Origin of the sequence: Microbacterium sp. BLY (assembly GCF_017939615.1) — a bacterium.
GTDB lineage: Bacteria > Actinomycetota > Actinomycetes > Actinomycetales > Microbacteriaceae > Microbacterium.
Genome location: NZ_JAGKSR010000001.1, coordinates 1,513,476 through 1,533,299 on the forward strand (window position 1 = coordinate 1,513,476; position 19,824 = coordinate 1,533,299).

Annotated in this window: 18 protein-coding genes; 8 read left to right on the forward strand and 10 right to left on the reverse strand. The window is 71.0% G+C overall.

What is annotated here, in order from left to right:
- Window position 1 precedes the first annotated feature (1 nt).
- From KAF39_RS07540 to KAF39_RS07560, 5 genes are all read right to left on the reverse strand, one after another.
- A complete protein-coding gene (locus tag KAF39_RS07540; protein ID WP_210676698.1) occupies window positions 2-1,093 on the reverse strand; it encodes an ABC transporter ATP-binding protein in 1,092 nt (363 codons plus the stop codon).
- Window positions 1,090-1,881, reverse strand: a complete 792-nt coding sequence (locus KAF39_RS07545) for an ABC transporter permease (RefSeq protein WP_210676699.1) — start codon at window positions 1,879-1,881, stop codon at window positions 1,090-1,092. Before KAF39_RS07545 ends, KAF39_RS07540 begins: the two co-directional genes overlap by 4 nt.
- On the reverse strand, window positions 1,878-2,816 hold the full coding sequence (locus KAF39_RS07550) for an ABC transporter permease (protein WP_374093391.1): 939 nt from the start codon (window positions 2,814-2,816) through the stop codon (window positions 1,878-1,880). Before KAF39_RS07550 ends, KAF39_RS07545 begins: the two co-directional genes overlap by 4 nt.
- Window positions 2,813-3,952 (reverse strand): ABC transporter substrate-binding protein, encoded by a 1,140-nt coding sequence (locus KAF39_RS07555; RefSeq protein ID WP_210676701.1) that lies wholly within the window; start codon window positions 3,950-3,952, stop codon window positions 2,813-2,815. Before KAF39_RS07555 ends, KAF39_RS07550 begins: the two co-directional genes overlap by 4 nt.
- Before the next feature lie 133 nt (window positions 3,953-4,085).
- Window positions 4,086-4,601 carry a GNAT family N-acetyltransferase gene (locus KAF39_RS07560; protein WP_210676702.1) on the reverse strand — a complete coding sequence of 172 codons (516 nt, stop codon included), beginning with the start codon at window positions 4,599-4,601 and terminating at the stop codon, window positions 4,086-4,088.
- 107 nt (window positions 4,602-4,708) lie between these two features.
- On the opposite strand from KAF39_RS07560, the gene KAF39_RS07565 reads away from it, so the two are divergent.
- Complete coding sequence (locus KAF39_RS07565) at window positions 4,709-5,491, forward strand: TSUP family transporter (protein WP_210677984.1); 783 nt, start codon at window positions 4,709-4,711, stop codon at window positions 5,489-5,491.
- A 94-nt stretch (window positions 5,492-5,585) separates the two neighbouring features.
- Here KAF39_RS07565 and aspS read toward each other — a convergent pair whose 3' ends face one another.
- The gene (gene aspS / locus KAF39_RS07570) at window positions 5,586-7,364 is read right to left on the reverse strand and encodes an aspartate--tRNA ligase (protein WP_210676703.1); all 1,779 of its coding nucleotides are present in this window, start codon (window positions 7,362-7,364) and stop codon (window positions 5,586-5,588) included.
- 132 nt (window positions 7,365-7,496) lie between these two features.
- Here aspS and KAF39_RS07575 point away from each other — a divergent pair, with 132 nt between their 5' ends.
- On the forward strand, window positions 7,497-7,886 hold the full coding sequence (locus KAF39_RS07575; protein ID WP_126894018.1) for a DUF5684 domain-containing protein: 390 nt from the start codon (window positions 7,497-7,499) through the stop codon (window positions 7,884-7,886).
- Window position 7,887: 1 nt separating this feature from the next.
- Window positions 7,888-8,529, forward strand: coding sequence for a histidine phosphatase family protein (locus KAF39_RS07580; protein WP_210676704.1), 642 nt, complete (start codon window positions 7,888-7,890; stop codon window positions 8,527-8,529).
- Window positions 8,530-8,595: 66 nt separating this feature from the next.
- Here the strand turns inward: KAF39_RS07580 and KAF39_RS07585 are convergent, their stop codons facing one another.
- Complete coding sequence (locus KAF39_RS07585) at window positions 8,596-9,489, reverse strand: NAD(P)/FAD-dependent oxidoreductase (protein WP_210676705.1); 894 nt, start codon at window positions 9,487-9,489, stop codon at window positions 8,596-8,598.
- Window positions 9,490-9,544: 55 nt separating this feature from the next.
- On the opposite strand from KAF39_RS07585, the gene KAF39_RS07590 reads away from it, so the two are divergent.
- Genes KAF39_RS07590 through ccsB form a run of 5 tightly spaced genes read left to right on the forward strand, consistent with a single transcriptional unit; the run spans window position 9,545 to window position 14,221 of the window.
- The gene (locus KAF39_RS07590) at window positions 9,545-9,949 is read left to right on the forward strand and encodes a MerR family transcriptional regulator (protein ID WP_210676706.1); all 405 of its coding nucleotides are present in this window, start codon (window positions 9,545-9,547) and stop codon (window positions 9,947-9,949) included.
- A 55-nt stretch (window positions 9,950-10,004) separates the two neighbouring features.
- Window positions 10,005-10,655: a TlpA disulfide reductase family protein gene (locus tag KAF39_RS07595; protein WP_210676707.1), complete on the forward strand. Its 651-nt coding sequence runs from the start codon at window positions 10,005-10,007 to the stop codon at window positions 10,653-10,655.
- Window positions 10,656-10,671: 16 nt separating this feature from the next.
- On the forward strand, window positions 10,672-11,436 hold the full coding sequence (locus tag KAF39_RS07600) for a cytochrome c biogenesis CcdA family protein (RefSeq protein ID WP_210676708.1): 765 nt from the start codon (window positions 10,672-10,674) through the stop codon (window positions 11,434-11,436).
- Window positions 11,437-11,452: 16 nt separating this feature from the next.
- On the forward strand, window positions 11,453-13,234 hold the full coding sequence (locus KAF39_RS07605; protein WP_210676709.1) for a cytochrome c biogenesis protein ResB: 1,782 nt from the start codon (window positions 11,453-11,455) through the stop codon (window positions 13,232-13,234).
- A 9-nt stretch (window positions 13,235-13,243) separates the two neighbouring features.
- Window positions 13,244-14,221 (forward strand): c-type cytochrome biogenesis protein CcsB, encoded by a 978-nt coding sequence (ccsB, locus tag KAF39_RS07610; protein ID WP_210676710.1) that lies wholly within the window; start codon window positions 13,244-13,246, stop codon window positions 14,219-14,221.
- Window positions 14,222-14,239: 18 nt separating this feature from the next.
- Here ccsB and KAF39_RS07615 read toward each other — a convergent pair whose 3' ends face one another.
- From KAF39_RS07615 to KAF39_RS07625, 3 genes are all read right to left on the reverse strand, one after another.
- A complete protein-coding gene (locus KAF39_RS07615) occupies window positions 14,240-14,830 on the reverse strand; it encodes a 2'-5' RNA ligase family protein (RefSeq protein WP_246878256.1) in 591 nt (196 codons plus the stop codon).
- A gap of 122 nt (window positions 14,831-14,952) precedes the next feature.
- Window positions 14,953-16,920, reverse strand: coding sequence for a YhgE/Pip domain-containing protein (locus KAF39_RS07620; protein WP_210676711.1), 1,968 nt, complete (start codon window positions 16,918-16,920; stop codon window positions 14,953-14,955).
- Window positions 16,917-19,703, reverse strand: coding sequence for an efflux RND transporter permease subunit (locus KAF39_RS07625; protein WP_210676712.1), 2,787 nt, complete (start codon window positions 19,701-19,703; stop codon window positions 16,917-16,919). The genes KAF39_RS07620 and KAF39_RS07625 overlap by 4 nt, the downstream gene beginning before the upstream one ends.
- Between the last annotated feature and the right edge of the window lie 121 nt (window positions 19,704-19,824).

A 19,824-nucleotide genomic window follows, 5' to 3' on the forward strand; every position in this document is an offset into this window, starting at 1 on the left:
GTCAGCCGCGGGGGCGTGCGACCACCGGGGCAGGGGTCACCGCGATGCGCACGCGGTCGCCGAAAGAGGGGTGCACGGTGGGAGCATGCTGCACGCGCACGAGCTCGCCGGACTCCGTGCGCACGAGCGTCCGCCGCATGCTGCCGAGGAAGGTGCTCTCCTCCACGAGGGCGTCGGTCGCCGCATCGTCCGCGGAGGTGAAGCGGACGTTCTCCGGGCGGAGGTACACGTCGACCGGACCGTCGGCGGGCGTCTGCAGCGGAAGCCGCTGCCCCCACACGATGACGTGATCGCCCTCGGCGACGCCGGACACGACGCTGGACAGCCCGACGAAGGCGGCGACCGCGGCGTTCGCGGGGGTCGTGTACAGCTCCTCCGGCGAACCGATCTGCTCGATCCGTCCGGCGTTCATGACCGCGATCCGGTCGGACACCGCGAGGGCCTCCTCCTGGTCGTGCGTCACGAACACCGTCGTGATCCCGAGGCGGAGCTGGATGCGACGGATCTCGTCCCGCAACTGCACGCGGACCTTGGCGTCCAGCGCGGACAGGGGCTCGTCCAGCAGCAGGACCCGCGGCTCCGTGACGAGGGCACGCGCCAGCGCCACCCGCTGCTGCTGTCCGCCGGAGAGCTGATGCGGGAAGCGATCCGCGAGGTCGGCGAGACCCACGAGAGCGAGCGCGTCCCATGCCCGACGCGCCGCTTCCGCCTTCCCGACGCCCCGCCGGCGGAGGCCGAACGCCGTGTTGTCGACGACGCGGAGATGCGGGAAGAGCGAGTACGACTGGAACACCATGCCGATGTCGCGCCGGTTGGTGGGCACACGGGACACGTCGCCCCCGCCGAGCAGGACCGCCCCGTCGTCGGCGGCCTCGAGCCCGGCGAGCACGCGCAGGAGCGTCGTCTTGCCGCAGCCGGACGGCCCCAGCAACGAGACGAACTCCCCGGGGGCGATGTCGAGGTCGACGCCGTGCAGCACCCGGGGGCCGCCGTAGCTCTTCACGATGCCGCGCAGCTCGACGCGGGTGCCCTCGCCGGCCTGGGCGAGCAGCAGGTTGTCCTTGGTGCGGGGAAGCGCGTGATCGAGGGTCATGACCGGGCCTTTCGCGAGCCGCGGGCGACGCGACCGATGAGGAGGAGCAGGAGGAAGGCGAGGAGCAGGGCGAGGAGGGTGAAGATCGCCGGCGCATAGGGGTCCTGCTTCTGCACCACGACCATCGCCGTCTGGAAGACCTGCCGGTTGAGGAGGGACGCGATCGTGAACTCGCCGAGCACCACCGCGATGGAGAGCAGGGAGGCGGCGAGCAGCCCCTGCCGCAGGTTCGGGGCGAGCACCCGGACGACGACGACCGGCCAGCTCGCTCCGAGCGAGCGCGCGGCTTCGGCGAGCGTCCGCAGGTCGGCGGCGTCGATCGACGCCTGGATCGCACGGAACGCGAACGGGAGCACCGTGATGCCGTACGCGAAGGCGAGCGTCCACGTCCCCGTCCCGAGAGTGCGCCCGATCTGCAGGTAGATCGGCGCCAGGCCCACGACGAGGACGATTGCCGGGATCGAGATCGGCAGGAGCGCCACGAACGCGAAGGACGACGCGAGGCGGGGGAAGCGCAGATTCACGAGGATCATCGTCGGCGCCAGCAGGAGAAGGACGATCCCGACGGTGACCAGCGCGAGCAGCAGCGAGTTGCCCAGGCCCGTCCAGATCGGCCGGATCGCCGCCGACGCGGCGGGGTCGAACAGCGCGGTCCAGTGAGCGAGCGTCGGGCCGTCCGGGCCGCGCAGCGTGAACAGGAAGGTGGACACCAGCGGCACCGCGAAGAACGCCCCCACGAGGAGACCGATCACCGCCCGGGTGAGACGGGACGGCGCGAGCGCGTTCATGCCTGCCACCGCGCTGCCCGTCGCTGGATGAGGGAGTACAGGGCCATGACGACGCCGACCACGAGGATCATGCCCAACGCGAGGGCACCGGCGAGGTTCTCGCGCCCCAGCAACGTCTCGCTGGTGAGGGCGGTACGGATCTGCAGCGGCACGATCTGCGACCCCTGGCTGGCGAGGGCGGCCGCGGTCGCGTACGACGAGAACGCGTTCGCGAAGAGCAGGAGCACGCTGGCCAGGAACGACGGCGCCAGCACGGGCAGGCCGACCCGCATCCAGAAGCTCGCCCTGTTGCCGCCGAGGGTGAGGTTCGCCTCCACCCACTGGGTCTTGAGCGCGGCGAGGGCGGGGAGGAACGTGATGACCATCAGCGGGATCTGGAAGTAGATGTAGGGGAGGACGAGGCCGGGAAGCTCGTAGAGCCAGGCTCCCTCGGCGAAGATGTCGAGACCGAAGGTGTCACGGAGGAACACGGTGATCACTCCCTGGAGGCCGATCGAGGCGATGAAGGCGAAGGCCAGCATGACGCCGCCGAACTGGGCGAGCACACCGGCTGCCGCGTCCACCGACTGCCGCACGACGCCGTCGGGATTCAGCCCGAGCAGGGCGTAGCAGACGAGGGCGCCGACGATCGCGCCCACGACCGCGGTGAGTAGGGACAGCCCCGCCGAGTTCGCGAACGTGGCGAGAACGACGGGATCGCCGAGAGCGGCGAGGTTCGTCCCGGTGAGCGCGCCATCGCCGTCGAAGAGCCCGGAGCCGATCGCGAGCACCGTGGGCACGGCGAGGAACAGCAGGACGTAGGCCGCGAACGGCACGAGTCCCAGCCACGCGAGAGAGGGCGCGGACGGCCGGGCCCGCGTGTGCGACGCGGGCACGGCCGGGGTGACGGGGGTGGGCGCCGCAGCGTCCACCCCCGGGGTAACGAGAGCGGTCACTGGACCGCCGCTGCCCACTTCTCGCCCAGCAGCGTGCCGGCGTTCTCGGACTGCTCCTCGGTCGGCACGACCGTCTCCTCCGGCGCCTCGGGGAGGGCCGACGCGAGCTTCTCGTCGATCGTGCCGGCCTCGGTCATCGCCTCCATGCGCACCGGGCGGGCGCCGCCCTTCAGCCAGAGGTTCTGCACCTCGTCGCTGTACAGGAACTCCTGCCACAGTCGAGCGGCGGCGGGGTGCGGGGCGTCGACGTTGATGGCCTGGTTGTAGTAGCCCGCGTATCCGGTGCCATCGAAGACGACGACCTTCCAGTTCGGGTTGTCGGCCGTGTGCGACGCGTTGAGGTAGTCCCAGTCGAAGACGACGGGAGTCTCGCCGCTCGCGACGGTCGCCGTAGTGACGTCGACCTTCAGCAGGTTCCCGGCCTTCTGCAGGTCGGCGAAGAAGTCGATGCCCGGCTGGTAGTCGTCGAGGGTGCCGTCCGACTGCACGGTCGCGAGGCCCACGGCCGCGAAGGCCGCTCCCGCCTGGGTGGGGTCGCCGTTGATGGCGACGGCGCCCTTGTAGTCTGCGGAGAGGAGGTCGGACAGCTCGGCAGGGGCATCGAACTTCGAGGAGTCGTAGCCGATCGACATGTACCCGCCGTAGTCGCCGACGAAGAGGCCGGAGGGCTCCTTCAGCTCCTCGGGGATGTCGTCCCACGTCTGCACCTTGTAGGGCGCGAACGTGTCGGTGTTCTGCAGGGCGACCGTCAGCCCGAGGTCGAAGACGTCGGGCGCCGTGTCGAGGCCCTTGTTCGTCTCGGCGGCCTGGATCTCCTCGGCGCTGGACACGTCCGGCGACGCCTCGTTGATCGTGATCTCGGGGTACTTCTCGGCGAAGAGGTCGAGGATCTCTCCGTAGTTCGCCCAGTCGCGAGGCAGGGCGATGACGTTCAGCTGCCCCTCCTCCTTCGCGGCGGCCTCGAGGTCGGCGAACGAGCCGAAGTCCTCGACGGAGGTCGCGCTCGCCGCGTCCACGGTGTCGTCGCCGGCGGCCGGGGCGTCGGTCGCCGAGGCGCAGGAGGTCAGTGCGATGACGGCCGTGGTGGCCAGGGCGATGCCGGCGCCGATGCGTGCGCGGCGGATGGAGCGTGCCATGAGTGTCCTCTCAGTGTCCGGCGTCGCGCGCCGGTGTCGGGTTGCGAGAGGACACTATGAGGCCGAGGTAGCCGCGCGGAGCGGCCCGGGTGAACGGTCGGTGACGCGCGGATGGCGTGCGGGGGCGGGGTGCTCAGTCCGCGGGGACCACGTATTTGAAGCCGCGGTGCGAGCCCACATAGCCGAGGCGCTCGTAGAAGCGGTGGGCGTCGGTGCGGGCGGCGTCGGAGGTCAGCTGCACCATCGCGGCGCCGAGGGCGGGTGCGGCGACCTCGCCGACCCAGCGCATGACGGCGGAGCCGATGCCGGACGAGCGGAGGTCGCTGCGCACCCGGACCGCCTCCACGAGAAGCCGCCGAGCCCCGCGCCGGGCCATGCCCGGGATCGAGGTGAGCTGCAGCGTGCCGACGACGGCGCCGCCGAGCTCGACCACGAGGAGGTCGTTCGAGGCGTCGGCGAGGATCTCGTGGAGCCCGCGTGCGTACGCGGGGCGGTCGTCCTCGGAGGCGACGTCGCCGCGGGCCGCGCTGATCGGATCGTCCGCGAGGAGGGCGATGACGGCATCCGTGTCGGCCGGGGTCGCCCTCCGAAGGACGGCGACCCCGCTCCGCGCGGCGAACGAATAGGGCAGCGGGAGGACGTCGAGCATGCCCCCAGTCTGACAGCGGAGCGGATGCGGGAGGGTGGCCCGGGGTCTGGAATCATGGCGGGGTGGATATCGGCAGCCTCCTCGGACTCGAGCAGCTCACCTGGGGGATGCTGATCCTCGTCGTCGTGGCGGCCTTCGGCGCCGGGTGGATCGATGCCGTCGTTGGCGGGGGCGGGCTGCTGCAGCTCCCCGCACTGCTCCTCATCCCCGGCATCGCTCCGGTCCAGGCGCTCGCGACGAACAAGCTCGCCTCCGTGTTCGGCACCGCCACGAGCAGCGTCACCTATTACCGGCGTGCGAAACCGGACATCCGGACCGCGCTGCCGATGGCGGTCATCGCCTTGATCGGCTCGTTCGGAGGGGCGGCCGTCGCGACGGTCCTGCCCCCGGCCGCGTTCAAGCCCATCATCGTGGTCGCGCTCCTCGCGGTCGCGTTGTTCACGGCGTTCCGCCCCCAGCTCGGTGCCGCCACGCAGCTGCGCTTCCACGGGCACAAGCACCACATCATGGCCGGTCTCGCCGGGCTCGGCATCGGCTTCTACGACGGCATGATCGGGCCGGGGACGGGCACGTTCCTCGTGATCACTCTCGTGGCGCTCCTGGGCTACGACTTCCTGCAGGCGAGCGCGAAGGCCAAGATCGTGAACTTCGCGACGAACGCGGGGGCCCTGCTGCTGTTCATCCCGCACGGGTCGGTGCTGTGGCTCCTCGGCGGGATCCTCGCGGTCGCGAACGTCGCCGGGAGCTACCTGGGCTCGCGCATGGCGATCTCGCGCGGCACGACGTTCATCCGCGTGGTGTTCCTCGTGGTGGTGGTGGCGCTGATCGCGAAGCTCGGCGTCGACGTGTGGAACGAGAACCTCGCACCGTTCCTGGCGTCACTCGCCTGACTCCTCCCGAGGCCCCGTGTACGTGACGAGACCCCGGGCTGCCAGCGGCAGTGTCCCGGGGTCTCGGCGGTAAGACGGGGTCTCGGCGATCAGGTCAGGCGTCGTCCTCGGGGGTGAAGTCGACGCCGGCCTCGGCGCGCTGCTCGGGGGTGATCGGCGCGGGAGCGGAGGTCAGCGGATCGAAGCCGTTGCCGGACTTCGGGAAGGCGATGACGTCGCGGATCGACTCGGTTTTCGTCAGGTGCTGGAGCACGCGGTCCATGCCGAGCGCGATGCCGCCGTGCGGGGGAGCGCCGAACTTGAACGCGTCGAGGAGGAAGCCGAACTGCTCCTGCGCGACCTCGTCGCTGATGCCCATGACCTCGAACACCCGCTTCTGGATGTCCTCGCGGTGGATGCGGATGGACCCGCCGCCGAGCTCCGAGCCGTTGCACACGATGTCGTACGCGTAGGCGAGGGCCGAACCGGGGTCGGTGTCGAACGTGTCCTCGAACTCGGGCTTCGGACCCGTGAACGCGTGGTGCACGGCCGTCCAGGCCCCCGCGCCCACCGCGACGTCACCGGAGGCGACCGCGTCGGCGGCCGGCTCGAACATCGGGGCGTCGACGACCCAGGTGAAGGCGAACTCGTCCGGGTTCAGGTAGCCGAGGCGGCGGCCGATCTCGACCCGCGCGGCACCGAGCAGCGCCCGGCTCTCCTTGGTGGACCCGGCGGCGAAGAACACGCAGTCGCCCGGCTCGGCGCCGACGAACTCCGCCAGGCCCGCCTGCTCGGCCTCGGACAGGTTCTTCGCGGCGGGACCGCCCAGGGTGCCGTCCTCGTTGAACAGGACGTAGGCGAGACCGCGCGCGCCGCGTTGCTTGGCCCAGTCCTGCCACGCGTCGAGCTGCTTGCGCGGCTGGCCGGCACCGCCGGGCATGCGCACGGCGCCGACGTACTCGGCCTGGAACACGCGGAACGGGGTGTCCTTGAAGTAGTCCGTCGCCTCGACGAGCTCGAGCCCGAAGCGGAGGTCGGGCTTGTCGGAGCCGTACTTCGCCATGGCGTCGGCGTACGTCATCCGCGGCAGCGGGGTCTGCACCTCGACCCCGATCGTCTTCCACATCGCGACGATGAGCGCCTCCATGAGGGCGATCACGTCCTCCTGGTCGACGAAGCTCATCTCGATGTCGAGCTGCGTGAACTCGGGCTGGCGGTCGGCGCGGAAGTCCTCGTCGCGGTAGCAGCGGGCGATCTGGAAGTACTTCTCCACACCGCCGACCATGAGCAGCTGCTTGAACAGCTGCGGGGACTGGGGCAGGGCGTACCAGCTGCCCGGGTGCAGACGGGCCGGGACGACGAAGTCGCGGGCGCCCTCCGGCGTGGAGCGGGTGAGGGTCGGGGTCTCGACCTCGGTGAAGTCCTCGGCGTGCAGCACGTCGCGGATCGCCTTGTAGACGTCGGACCGCAGGCGCAGGGCGGAGGCGGCCGCCGGGCGGCGGAGGTCGAGATAGCGGTACTTCAGGCGCGCCTCCTCGCCGACCGTCTCAGTGTCGGCCAGAGCGGTCGAGACCTGGAACGGCAGGGGCGCCGACTCGTTCAGCACCTCGACGTCGGCCGCGATGACCTCGATCTCGCCGGACGGGAGGTTCGGGTTCGCGTTGCCCTCGGGGCGGCGAGAGACCTCACCGGTGACCTTCAGGACGAATTCGTTGCGCAGCGGGTGGGCGACCTCTTCGTCACGGATGACGACCTGGGCGATGCCCGACGCGTCCCGCAGATCGATGAAAGCGACGCCTCCGTGGTCACGACGACGATCGACCCACCCGGTGAGGGTGACGGACTGACCGATGTTCTCGGCGCGCAGGGAGCCTGCGGAGTGGGTGCGCAGCACGGAGGATTCCTCCTGATCCGGGGAAAGATGAACCCGCCCAGTCTACGCGGGCGTCCCGGCCGTCCTCGGCCGGGTCGCGTGTGCCGAGCGACCACACCTCAGTAGGATCGCCAGGACGAAAGGCGCACCCCCATGAACCTCTCCATCTCGGACGGCAACGGCCTTCCCGACCTGTTCGGCGCGATCTTCTCCGGCACCACGGGACTCATCGCCCTCATCTTCTACATCCTCGTCGTGGTCGGACTGTGGAAGGTCTTCACGAAGGCGGGCTATCCCGGGATCCTCGCGATCATCCCGATCGTCAACGTCGTGTTCCTCGTGAAGATCGCCGGGATGTCGGGCTGGTTCGCCCTGCTCTATCTCGTGCCGATCGCGAACTTCATCCTCGGGGTGATCGTCGCGTTCAAGCTCGGCGCGCGCTTCGGCAAGGGCGGGGTGTTCTCGTTCTTCCTGCTCTTCCTGTTCCCCTACATCGGCTATCTGATCCTCGGGTTCGGCGACTCCCGCTACCGCGAGGTCTGACGTGGCGGCATCACTTCTGCACCTCGTCCGCCACGGGGAGGTGCACAACCCGTCCCGCGTGCTCTACGGACGGCTGCCCGACTATCACCTCAGCACCGCGGGGGAGGAGATGGCCCAGGCGGCGGCGGAGCACGTCGCGGGACTCGGCGATCCGGTGACCGCGCTGTTCGCGTCGCCCCTGGAGCGCGCGCAGGAGTCGGCCGCCCCGTTCGCGGAGGTGTTCGACCTCGAACCCGAGACCGACATCCGCCTGATCGAGCCGACGAACGTGTTCGAGGGCACCCGGATGCGGCGGTCGCTGATGAACCCGATGAACTGGTGGCACCTGCGTCAGCCGTCGCTGCCGAGCTGGGGGGAGCCGTACACCTCGATCGCGGAGCGGATGCTCGGGGTCATGGACGAGGCGTGGACGGCCGCGGCCGAGATCCCGACCGCGGGGGACATCGTGATGGTGTCGCATCAGGCGCCGATCTGGATCACGCACCTGCGCGTCGCCGGCCTCCCGCTGCAGCACGACCCGCGGACCCGCCGCTGCGCCCTGTCGAGCGTGACCTCATTCGCGCGCGTGGGCGACGTCTGGCGCGAGGTCTCGTACGCCGAGCCCGCCGCGACCGGCGGTGCTGTCGACGTCGGGGCTGTCTGACCCCCGTTCGAATCGCCGGAATGGCCCCCTCCGGCCCGGAAGGGGGACCAATCGGGCGATTCGAAGTCAGAGGGACTGGAGCGCCCCCACCGCGGCGACCTGTCCCGCGGCGGCGGCGAGCAGCACCGAGGCCATCGGACCGGGGAGGGTCGCGCGATGCGCGAGGTCGCCCGCGGCGAAGACGCCAGGAAGCGACGTCCGCCCGAACTCGTCGATCTCGATGGACCCCGACTCCCGCATCCCGAGCCCGAGGTCGGCGGCGAAGGGCGCCCGGTGCCGCATCGTGCCGGACGCCACGAACACCCCCGCGACGTCGAGGTCGCCCTCGGCGCTGCGCACCTGCACCCCGTCTCCGTGCGCGCTGACAGCCTCGACCGGAGCGGAGGTCACCCGGACCCCGAGCTCCTCCAGCGTGAGACGGTCATCCGCGGCGAACGGTTCTCCCACCGGGACCACCGTGATCTCGCCGACGATGCGGCCGAGCAACCCGATCAGGTGGGCCGCCCTGGGCGCCGCCCCGAGGATCGCGATCGGCCTCCCGGCGTGCTCGTGGCCGTCGCAGAACGGGCAGCTGAAGGCCCGGAGGCCCCACAGCTCGGCGAGACCCGGCACCGGCGGGAGGTCGTCCGCGACGCCGGTCGCCAGGATCACCCGTCGGGCGTCGGCCACCGACCCGTCGGCGAGGCTCACCGAGAAACCCGTCTCCTCGTCGCCGGAGATCCGCTGCGCCGCGACATCCCGCACCTCGACGTCCGGATACGCGGTGAGCTCGGTGCGGGCCTGCGCGCGGAGGTCGGCCGGGGCCTTCCCGTCGGCGCCGATCATGTTGTGCATGTGCTGCACGGTGCCGTTGCGGTACTCGCCGGAGTCGAGCAGGAGCACCGGTCGGTGCATCCGGCCGAGCGTCAGTGCCGCCTGGAGCCCGGCGGGGCCGGCACCGATCACGATCGCGTCGTACATGGGGGTTCCCTTCTCGCGTCTTGCGTTCGACCTCAGTCTGTGACTTCATGTCAACATGAAGTCAAGCGACCCGCACCCCTGGTCCGTCGGCGAGGTCGCCGCACGGTTCGACCTGCCGACGAACGTCCTGCGGCACTGGGAGACGGTCGGCCTGTTGCGGCCGCCCCGCGACCCGGCGGGCCGGCGACGGTACGGCGAGGACGAGGTCGTGCGCATCGCCGTCATCCAGCGCAGCAAGGCCGCGGGCATGAGCCTCGACCAGATCGCGGTGCTCCTCGACGACGGCAGCGCCGGGCGTCATCAGGTCCTGCAGCAGCACCTCGACGACATCGACCGGCGGATGGAGGAGATGCGGCGATCGCGGGAGATGACGGAGCACGCCATGGGATGCCGCGCGCATGACATCGCGACGTGTCCGCGGTTCCGCGCCGGAGTGGACGACGTGCTCGCGCGCTTCTGAGGCCCCCCGGGGGTACCCGGCCGATGCATAGGAAGCTCTGCGTAAACTCGGAGACGTGTCCCGCGCTTCCAGGATTCACCCGATCCGCAACGGCCGCCCCTCCCGTCTTCGGCCCCTCGGCCGCCTGGGCGGAGTCGCGCTCGCTGCGGTGCTCGGCGTCGGCCTGAGCGCCTGTGCGCCCGATGCCGTGAGCGAGTCGTTCCTGAACGGCGAGAACACCGGGTACGTCGCCGCCGACGGTGCGATCGTCGAGATCCCCGTCGCCGAACGCGGAGAGCCGGTCGAGTTCGCCGGGGTCACCGAGCACGGGGAGAAGTTCGACAGCGCCGACATCGCCGGCCAGGTCGCCGTGGTCAACTTCTGGTACGCGGGTTGCGCGCCGTGCCGCGTCGAGGCGCCCGACCTGGAGGCCGTCTGGCAGGAGCACCAGGACGCGGACGTGCAGTTCATCGGCATCAACACGCGGGATCAGGCCGACACGGCCGTCGCCTTCGCCGACGAGTTCGGGATCACGTACCCGAGCCTCATCGACGTCGACACCGCCCAGGCGAAGCTCGCCTTCGCGGAGGTCGTGCCGATCTCGGCCACCCCCACCACGCTCGTGCTCGACAAGCAGGGGCGCGTCGCCGCGAAGATCATCGGACCCATCGACGGCACGTCCGTCCTCTCCACGCTCGTCAAGGACGCGCTCGCGGAGGACTCCTGATGTCCGCGAGGTCGTCGTGAATCCCGACGCGATCATCGGATCCGGAGCCCTCTGGATCGCGGTCCCGGTGGCGATGCTCGCCGGACTCGTCTCGTTCCTCTCACCGTGCGTCCTCCCGCTCGTCCCGGGCTACCTCGGCTTCCTCGGCGGAGCCGTCACCCCGCGGGGATCGTCGGCGACCGGCGGCGCCACGCAGACGGCGACGCGCAGCCGCCTCGTGCTCGGGGTGCTGCTGTTCATCCTCGGCTTCACCGTGGTGTTCATCCTCTACACCGTGCTCGGCGGCACCGCCGGCGTGTTCCTGCTCCGGTGGGGCGATCTCATCACCCGCATCCTCGGCGTCGTCATCATCGCGATGGGCCTGGTCTTCCTCGGGCTCTTCGGGTTCGCGCAGAAGGAGCTCCGCTTCCACGTCGACTCGAAGGCCGGCATGATCGGTGCGCCGCTCCTCGGCGTCGCGCTCGGCATCGGCTGGGCGCCCTGCATGGGCCCCACGCTCGCCGCCATCCTCGCGCTCTCCTTCAACGCCGGCGACCCCGTGCGCGCGGGCTTCCTCGGCCTCGCGTACTCCCTTGGCCTCGGCATCCCGTTCCTGCTCGTCGCCCTCGGCTTCGGCTGGGCGACGAAGGCGATCGGCTTCCTGCGCCGCCACGTCCGGGTCGTGAACATCGTCGGCGGCGTGCTGCTGATCCTGCTCGGCGTACTGATGGTCACCGGCCTGTGGACCGACATCATGTCGCGGCTGACGGCGGTGATCGGCAGTGTCGACCTCCCGCTCTGACCGCTCCGAGACGACCATGACGAAGAACAAGGGTGCCGTGACCACCGACTCCAGCGATCCGCTCCGCCCGTCCGACCACGTCGACGGCGACGACACCATCACCCAGCCGCGCCTCGGCTTCGTCGGCTGGCTGCGGTGGGGGTGGCGCCAGCTCACCTCGATGCGCACGGCGCTCGTCCTCCTGCTCGTGCTGGCGATCGCGGCCATCCCCGGATCGATCTTCCCGCAGCGGATGGCCGACCCGAACGGCGTGACGCAGTGGGAGCGCGACAACCCCGACCTGTTCCCCGTCCTCGACGCGCTCAAGCTCTTCGACGTGTATCTGTCGCCCTGGTTCTCGGCGATCTACCTGCTGCTGTTCACCTCGCTCGTCGGCTGCGTCATCCCCCGCATCAAGCACCACGCCAAGGCGCTGCAGGCCCGCCCGCCGCGCACGCCCGCGCGGCTGCGACGCCTGGAGGACTACCGTGCCGTCACGCGCGACACGGTCGCCGACTCCGGCACCCGCACCGGTGACGCCGACGCGGAGGCGGCGGCCTCGATCGACGTCGCCACGAAGCAGCTCAAGGCGCTCGGCTACCGCGTCGAGCGCTACGACCGCGGGCGCACGTACTCCGTCTCGGCCGAGCGCGGCTACTGGCGGGAGACGGGCAACCTGCTCTTCCACCTCGCTCTCGTCGGCGTGCTCGTGACGATCGGCGTCGGCGGCGGCTTCGCGTACACGGGCCAGCGCGTGCTCGTCGAGGGCGAGACCTTCGCCAACACGCTGCTCGACTACGACTCCATGAACCGCGGACGCTTCGTCGCCGACGACGCCTTCGCGCCGTACTCCATGCGCCTCGACTCGTTCGACGTGACGTACCAGCCGTTCGGGGAGCCGGGCTCGGGCCAGGCGGGCGACTTCTCCGCGAACATGACCATCCAGGAGAAGGGCGAGGAGCGCGAGGGGGCCGTCAAGGTCAACGAGCCCTTGAGCGTGGCGGACGACGACGTGTTCCTGCTCGGCAACGGCTACGCGCCCACCGTGACGGTGCGCGACCCCGAGGGCAACGTGGTGTTCCACAACAGCACGCCGTTCCTTCCGCAGGACAACAACATGACCTCGCTCGGCGTGCTCAAGGTGCCGGACGGCCTGGCCGAGCAGGTGGGCCTCGTCGGCTTCTTCTACCCGACGACGGGTGTGCTCGACACCGGGGCCTTCTTCTCCGCCTACCCCGATCTCACCAATCCGACGCTCACGCTCGACGTGTACACGGGCGACCTCGGGATCAACGACGGCGTGCCCCGCTCGGTGTACGTGCTCGACACCTCCGACATGACGAAGCTCACCGGACGCAGCACGGACGTCGAGTCGATCGAGCTGTCCCCGGGCGAGACCGCGCAGCTGCCGAGCGGCCTCGGCTCGGTGACTTTCGACGACGAGTCGCCGGAGGGCGCCACCGACGCCTCGGAGTCCGTCAAGCGCTTCGCCTCCCTGCAGATCCACCGCGACGAGTCCGGGGTGTTCGTCCTCGGCTTTGCGCTGCTGGCCCTCGGCGGCCTCATGCTCGCCCTCTTCGTGCCGCGTCGGCGCGTGTGGGTCAAGGCCACCGCCGCCGACGGCGCTGTCGATCTCGAGTACGCGGCCCTGGCCCGGGGCGAGGACCCGACGCTCGCGCGCGCCGTGGACGACCTCCGGGCCGGGCACGCCCGGCTCCTCGACGCCGCGGGCGGCACGACCGCCCGCACCCCTGAAGACGCCGACGAGGACGCCGCGGACGCCGCCGCGGACCCCGCGGCCCCGGCACCCGGAAAGTAGACTGACACCATGCTCGAGCTCAACGTGATCTCGCCGGTCCTGCTCTGGACGGCGATCGCGATCTACGCGGCGGCCTTCGTGGCCTACGCCTTCGATCTCGCGCGCCGTTCGCAGGCCACGGCCGACGCCCACACGGTCCGCGAGGGCGTGCTCGTCGGCGCGGGCGGCGGGAGCGTCCCGGCATCCGTGGACGCGACCGGGGCACCGGTGTCGGCGCCGCAGCGCTTCGTCATGGCGCGGATCGGCACGTCGCTCACCGTCCTCGGCTTCGTCTTCCACCTGGCCGCGACGATCACCCGCGGCATCGCGGCCGGACGGGTGCCGTGGGCCAACCTGTACGAGTTCGGCATGGTCGGCACGCTGCTCATCATCGCCGTCTACCTGGCGGTGCTCACCCGCCTCGACCTGCGCTTCCTCGGCACCTTCATCACGGGCCTCGTGGTCGTCCTCCTCGGGCTGGGCGCGACGAACTTCTACGTCGAGGTCTCGCCGCTCATGGACCCGCTGAAGAGCGTGTGGCTCATCATCCACGTGTTCGTCGCCTCGCTCGCGACGGCGTTCTTCGCGCTCGCCTTCGCGCTCTCGGTGATCCAGCTGATGCAGGCCCGACGCGAGCGTCTGCTCGGTGAGGGGGCGGCCAAGACCGGCCCCGGCTTCCTGCGCACGTTCCCGCCGGCGGAGCGCCTGGAGAGCTTGGCGTATCTGTTCACGATCATCGGCTTCATCCTCTGGACCTTCACCCTCATCGCCGGGTCCATCTGGGCGTACTACGCCTGGAGCCGCTTCTGGGGCTTCGATGTGAAGGAGACCTGGACGTTCGTGATCTGGGTGCTCTACGCCGGTTACATCCACGCCCGCGCGACCCGCGGCTGGCGCGGCAACCCCTCGGCCTGGCTCTCGATCGTCGGCTTCACCGCCGTGATCTTCAACTTCACCGTCGTCAACGTCTTCTTCAAGGGCCTGCACGCCTACTCCGGCCTGAGCTGAGCCCATCGAGACGGAGCGTCAGCCGCCGAGGGGGATGACCTCGGCGTGCTCGACGCCGCCCTCGTACCAGACGAACTCGGCCTCGGTGACGACTTCCGTCGGAGCGGGGGTCAGAGGACGGGCCTCGGTCGCGGCGAGATGCTGCCACGTCTCGGGATCCAGCGTCCTGCCGTAGAGCACGGAGAGGTGGAAGGTCCACTCCTCGACCGAGAGCTCGTCGAGGCGGCGGAAGTCCGTCGGCCGGAGCGCCTCCGTCAGCGAGGCGTACGCGCGCACGAGGGCGGGCGTGCGGGCGAGGCGCAGGATCAGGACCTGCCACGGTGCGGGGAAGACGTCCACGGCGTCGGCGGTGAGTTCGAGAGGACCCTGTTCCGCGGCCCAGGCCCGGATCACGGCTCGGAGATCTTCGCGACGCTCCGGCTCGAAGAAGCCTCGAAGCGTCACGTGCTCCGTGTGTGGATGCCGCAGGGGCGTATCCAGACGCGCGAGCGCGGCCTCCTGGATCGCCCGGTAGGCCGCGGCGACCGCCCCGGTCGGCCGGAGGACGAGATACTGCTGCCCGTCGAGGCTCGCGAGCTGGTCCGGAGTGTCCATGAACGGTCGGCGCATGGCACGAGGGTACGGGGTGTCGTCGTCCCGTCTTTGCACGATTTCGGAGAGCGGACGCGACACGCCGCCGGCACGGGCTGTCCGGCGGCGTGTCGTCCGTGATTTCCGAAGATGTGACGGTGTCAGGCGGTGACGACGGCGCGGGCCGTGGTCGTGCGGCGGACCGCGACGACCACCGTCGTGGCGACGAGCGACAGCACACCCCAGACGACGAGGGCGGCGACCGCCGCGCCGCTCGCGTCGATGAGACCCGCGAAGGCCGGTGCGGTCGGCAGGGCCGCGCCGATGCTCGCGAGCCAGTCGGGCACGGTCGAGATCAACCCCGTCGCGACGGCCACGACGCCGATCAGCGCGGCGATCCAGCGTCCGATGCCGCCGAACACGGCCACGAGGGCCTGGTTCACTGCGGCGAACACCACCCCGGCGAGGACGGCCGTCCCGGCGAACGCCCACCAGTTCGCCGGGTCGTAGTCGGCAACGGTCTGCACGATGAGGGAGACGAGCAGCCCCTGTGCCGCGCCGATCGCCGCGGCCGGCCAGAACCCGCGGAGGGTGAGGGCAGCCGACGACCGACGGGACGTGAGCGTCCGCGCGGTGTGCGCCCGCAGGACGAGGAATGACGCGAGACCGCCGAACCAGAGCACCACCGCGGTGAGCAGCGGGATCGCGGTGGGACCGAAGAGCGAGCCCATCGAGGAGTCGGTCGCCACGGGGTCGGCGATCACCGACGCCAGCGACGTCGACTCCTCGTCGCTGAAGGACGGAAGGGAGTCCGCCGCGGTGCGCAGCCCGCCCGCGAGGTCGCCGGTGCCGGTCGCGAGCGTGTCGAGGCCGGTGGCGAGTTCGGTGCTGCCGTCGGCGAGCTGGGTCGCGCCGTCGGCGAGCTGCGTCGCGCCGGACGACAGCGCCCGGGCGCCCGCCGCGGACTGATCCACGCCCTCGGTCGCGAGCCGGTTGAGTCCGCCGGCGAGTTCGGTCGCCCCCGCGCCCGCCTCGCCCAGCTGGGTGGCCAGCGTGGAGAACGACCCGGGAAGCGCGGCCACGCCCGCGGCGATCTGCTTGTCGTTGAGGATGCCGGAGGCGGTTCCGGCCGACGTGGCCGCTGCCGCCGCCTGCGAGGCGAGGCCGGAGAGCTGCCCGCACTCCGGCGATTCCGGATCGGTGCCGCACGCCGTGGCCGCCATCGCCCCGAGCGTATGTGCGACCGCGGCCGAGTCCGCCGCGGCCGACTTCGCCGAAGCGCCCGCCGACTGGATGCTGCCCGTGAGCTGCTGGATGCCGGCGACCCGGCCCTGCAGCTCGGTCGCCCCGGAGGTGAGTCCGGCCCCCAGAGTGCCGGCGCCGGTCGCAGCCTGCCGGGTCTGCCCTGCGATGGTGTCCAGGCCGGATGCGAGGCTCGACGCCCCGGCGCCCAGCTCTCCGGCGCCCGCGGCGAGCTGCGTCGCGCCGTCCGGAAGGGCCGCGGCGCCGGTGGCCGCGTCGCGGGCGCCCTTCGCCAGCTCCAGTGCTCCGTCCGCCGCATCGCCGATCTGGTCGCCGATGGTGGTGAAGCCGACGAGGATGTTCTCGGTCGTGGCCTCGGACAGCGTGGTGCCGAGCGTCGAGGCCGCCACATCGGCGATCTGCCCCGTGATGAGGTCGTCCGCGACGAGCCCGTCGTCGGGGGTCGTCACCTGGATCGTCGCCTGCTCGGCATCCCCGCCGCCGTCCGCGACCGCCTGCCCTGCCGAGGTGGCCGCGGCCGAGAAGTCCTCGGGGATGGTGATGACGGCCTGGTAGGTGCCGTCGGCGAGCCCGTCGGCGGCGTCCTCCTCGTTGGAGATGACCCAGGTGAGGTTCGAGTCGAGATCGTCCGACCCCTCGACGAGCCCGGAGGCGAGCTGGCGTCCGAGGGGAGCGGTCTGACCGTCGATCTCGACGGGCTCGTCGAGATTCACGATCGCCGCGGTCATGGAGTCGAGGCGCTCGGTCGGGTTGTAGAGCGCCGCCATGAGGATGCCGCCGACGGCCGCCGGAAGCAGCAGCACGCCGAGGATCGTGAGCCAGGTGATCGGCTTGCGGGAGCGGGCACGCTCGAGGGGGAGGGTCATGCGGGCACCTCGGTGGTTTCTGCGGCGCTCGGGCGAGGCGCGCGCGTGTCGAGTACGTCGGCGGACGGCCATCCGGCATCCGCGAGGAGGGAGCGGGCCGCGTCAGGATCGGCGGCCGTGGCGAACACAGCGAGATCACGGCGCGACTTCGCATCGCGCAGCATGGCGGCGACCTGGTCGCGCGTGCCGTGGCGGAGGCGGTCGGCACCGTCGATCACCACGAGTGCGGAGCGGCCGCGGAGGGCTTCGCGGAGGTCCGCGAGGACGGTGTCGTCGTTCTCCGCCAGGACGCAGCCCACGTGGGCGCGGACCCAGGCCGCGCGGCCGGGGAGCAGGTGGCCTGCGACGCGGAGGCGTCCGTCGGCCGGGGCGATGCGGGCACCGACCGTCAGGGCAAGGGCGCGCAGGGATCCCGCATCCGCACCGCTGACGACGAGGGCTTCGCCGGGCGAGAGGCGCAGCGAGAGTCCCGCCACGGCCGGTGCGCCGGAACCGAGATCGAGGGCGTCCGCCGCGACGACCGATCCGTCGCCGGGCCACGCCTCGAGGTGGCGCTCGCGTTCCACCGCCTCGCCCTCGATGTCCACGCGGGGGAGAATCCGCTCGAGCCACGACGGGATCTCCCAGGCGCGCTCGCCGAGGATCGTCATGAGCGCCGGGATCAGCGTCATCCGCACGAGGAAGGCATCGAAGGCGATGCCCGCCGCGAGTCCGAGTGCGATGGGTTTGAGGGAGGAGTCGCCCTCGGGGACGAAGGCGACGAATACGGCGAACATGATGAGGCCGGCGGCCGTGACCACCTTGGCCGACCCGGTGAAGCCGCTCCGCACGGCCCGCAGGGCGGCGGCGCGGCGGGTGGCGCGGTCGGCGGTGCCCGCCGTGCCGCGCAGTTCGGGGTCGTGGACGAAGTCCTCGCGCATGCGCGACACCAGGAACACCTGGTAGTCCATCGCGAGGCCGAACAGCACGCCCATCAGGATGATCGGCATGAAGCTGATGATCGGCCCGACCTTCGCGACGTGCAGCAGGTCGGCGAACCAGCCCCACTCGAACACCGCCCCGACCACGCCGAAGGCGGCGACGATCGACAGCAGGTAGCCGGCCGCGGCGGTGATCGGCACCCAGAGGGAGCGGAACACGATGGTGAGGAGGATCAGCGAGAGGCCGATCACGAAGATCCCGAACGGAAGCAGGGCGGCCCCGAGCTGATCGGAGATGTCGATGCCGACCGCGGTGAAGCCGGTGACCTTGAGGTCGATGCCGAACTCGTCCAGCCATTCGTCGTGGTGGCTGCGGAGCTCGCGCACGAGGTCGGCCGTCGCCGGGTCGTCCGGGGCGGTCTCCGGGATGATCTGCACGATGCCGGTGTCGGCGGTCTCGTTCGGGGTGGCGAGCGCGACCTCCTTCACGCCGGGCACCTCGGACACGGCGTCCCCGAGGTCTTCCATGAGGCCGAGCGGGTCGGTGGAGGTGACGATGGTCCCGGTGAGGATGAGCGGTCCGTTGAATCCGGGGCCGAACTGCTCTCCGACGAGGTCGTAGGTCTGCCGGGCCTCGGAGTCCTTCGGCAGCACGCCGGCGTTGGGCAGGGCGAGGTCGAGGCTGAGAGCGGGCACGGCGACGATGCCCAGGCCGAGCACGACGGCGAGCGAGACGAGGACCGGGTGCCTGGTCACGCCCTCCACCCACCGACGGCTGCCGCGAGGGCGCGCGGCGGTGTTCTTCGCGGCCGCCTTCTTCGGGGCCTTCGCGCGCTTCGGTCGTCCCGCGACGCGCCTCTTGAGGAATCCGAGCAGGGCGGGGGTGAGGGTCACGGCGATCGCGACGGCGACGGCCACGGCGACGGAGGCGGCGACGCCCATCGTCGTGAGGAACGGGATCCCGGCGAAGCCGAGGCCGATCAGGGCGATCAGCACGGTGACGCCCGCGAAGACGACCGCCGATCCGGCCGTTCCGACCGCGCGCGCGGCGGATTCCTCGGGATCCACGCCCTCCCGCACCTGATCCTGGTGGCGCGCGACGATGAACAGCGCGTAGTCGATGCCGACGGCCAGGCCCAGCATCAGGGCCAGCAGCGGCGTCGTGGACGACACGGTCGCGAAGGCGGTCGCCGTGAAGATCCCGGCCATGGAGATGCCGACCCCGAGGATCGCGGTGAGCAGCGGGAGCCCGGCGACGACGAACGAGCGGAACGTGACGATGAGCACGAGGAGGGCGATGACCAGGCCGACGGCCTCGGTGAGGGTGACGCCGGGGATGGAGATCGCGAAGAGGTCGCCGCCGAGCGAGGTCTGTGCACCCTCCGGGAGTTCTCCGGCGAGGTCGTCGACGGCGGCCCGGAGGGCGTCCGTCGTCTCGTCCGACACGTCGCTGGCCTCCCCGTCGAACTGCAGGCGGACGATCGCGGCCGTGTCGTCGTCGTTGATCATGCCGGTGACCATCTCGTCGTACGGCGAGGTCGCGGCGAGGACCTGGTCGAGGTCGCCGAGGTCGGACACCGCATCCTCGATCGGCTCCCGGTACGCGTCATCGGTAACCTCGTCGCCGTCGGCCGCCACGACGATGAACTGCGCATTGGTTCCGCTCACCTGCGGGAACGAACGGGAGAGCTGCTCGAGACCCGCCTGCGACTCCGTGCCGGGGATGGAGAAGGTGTTGTCGGTGCCGGCACCGAGGAGGACCGCTCCGGCCCCGGCGATGCCGAGCGCGAGGAGCCACGAGACGAGGACGCGCCACGGGTGGCGGAAGGACCAGCGTCCGAGGGATGAGAGCAGTGTGGACACGCGAATCTCCGTGGGGGTGCGGGGTGGATACACAGGTGTATCCGATACATAGATGTATCGTAAGGTGATCGCCCACCCGGATGCTGTGCGCCGGGTGTGAATCGTCGAGAGGGAAGGTCAG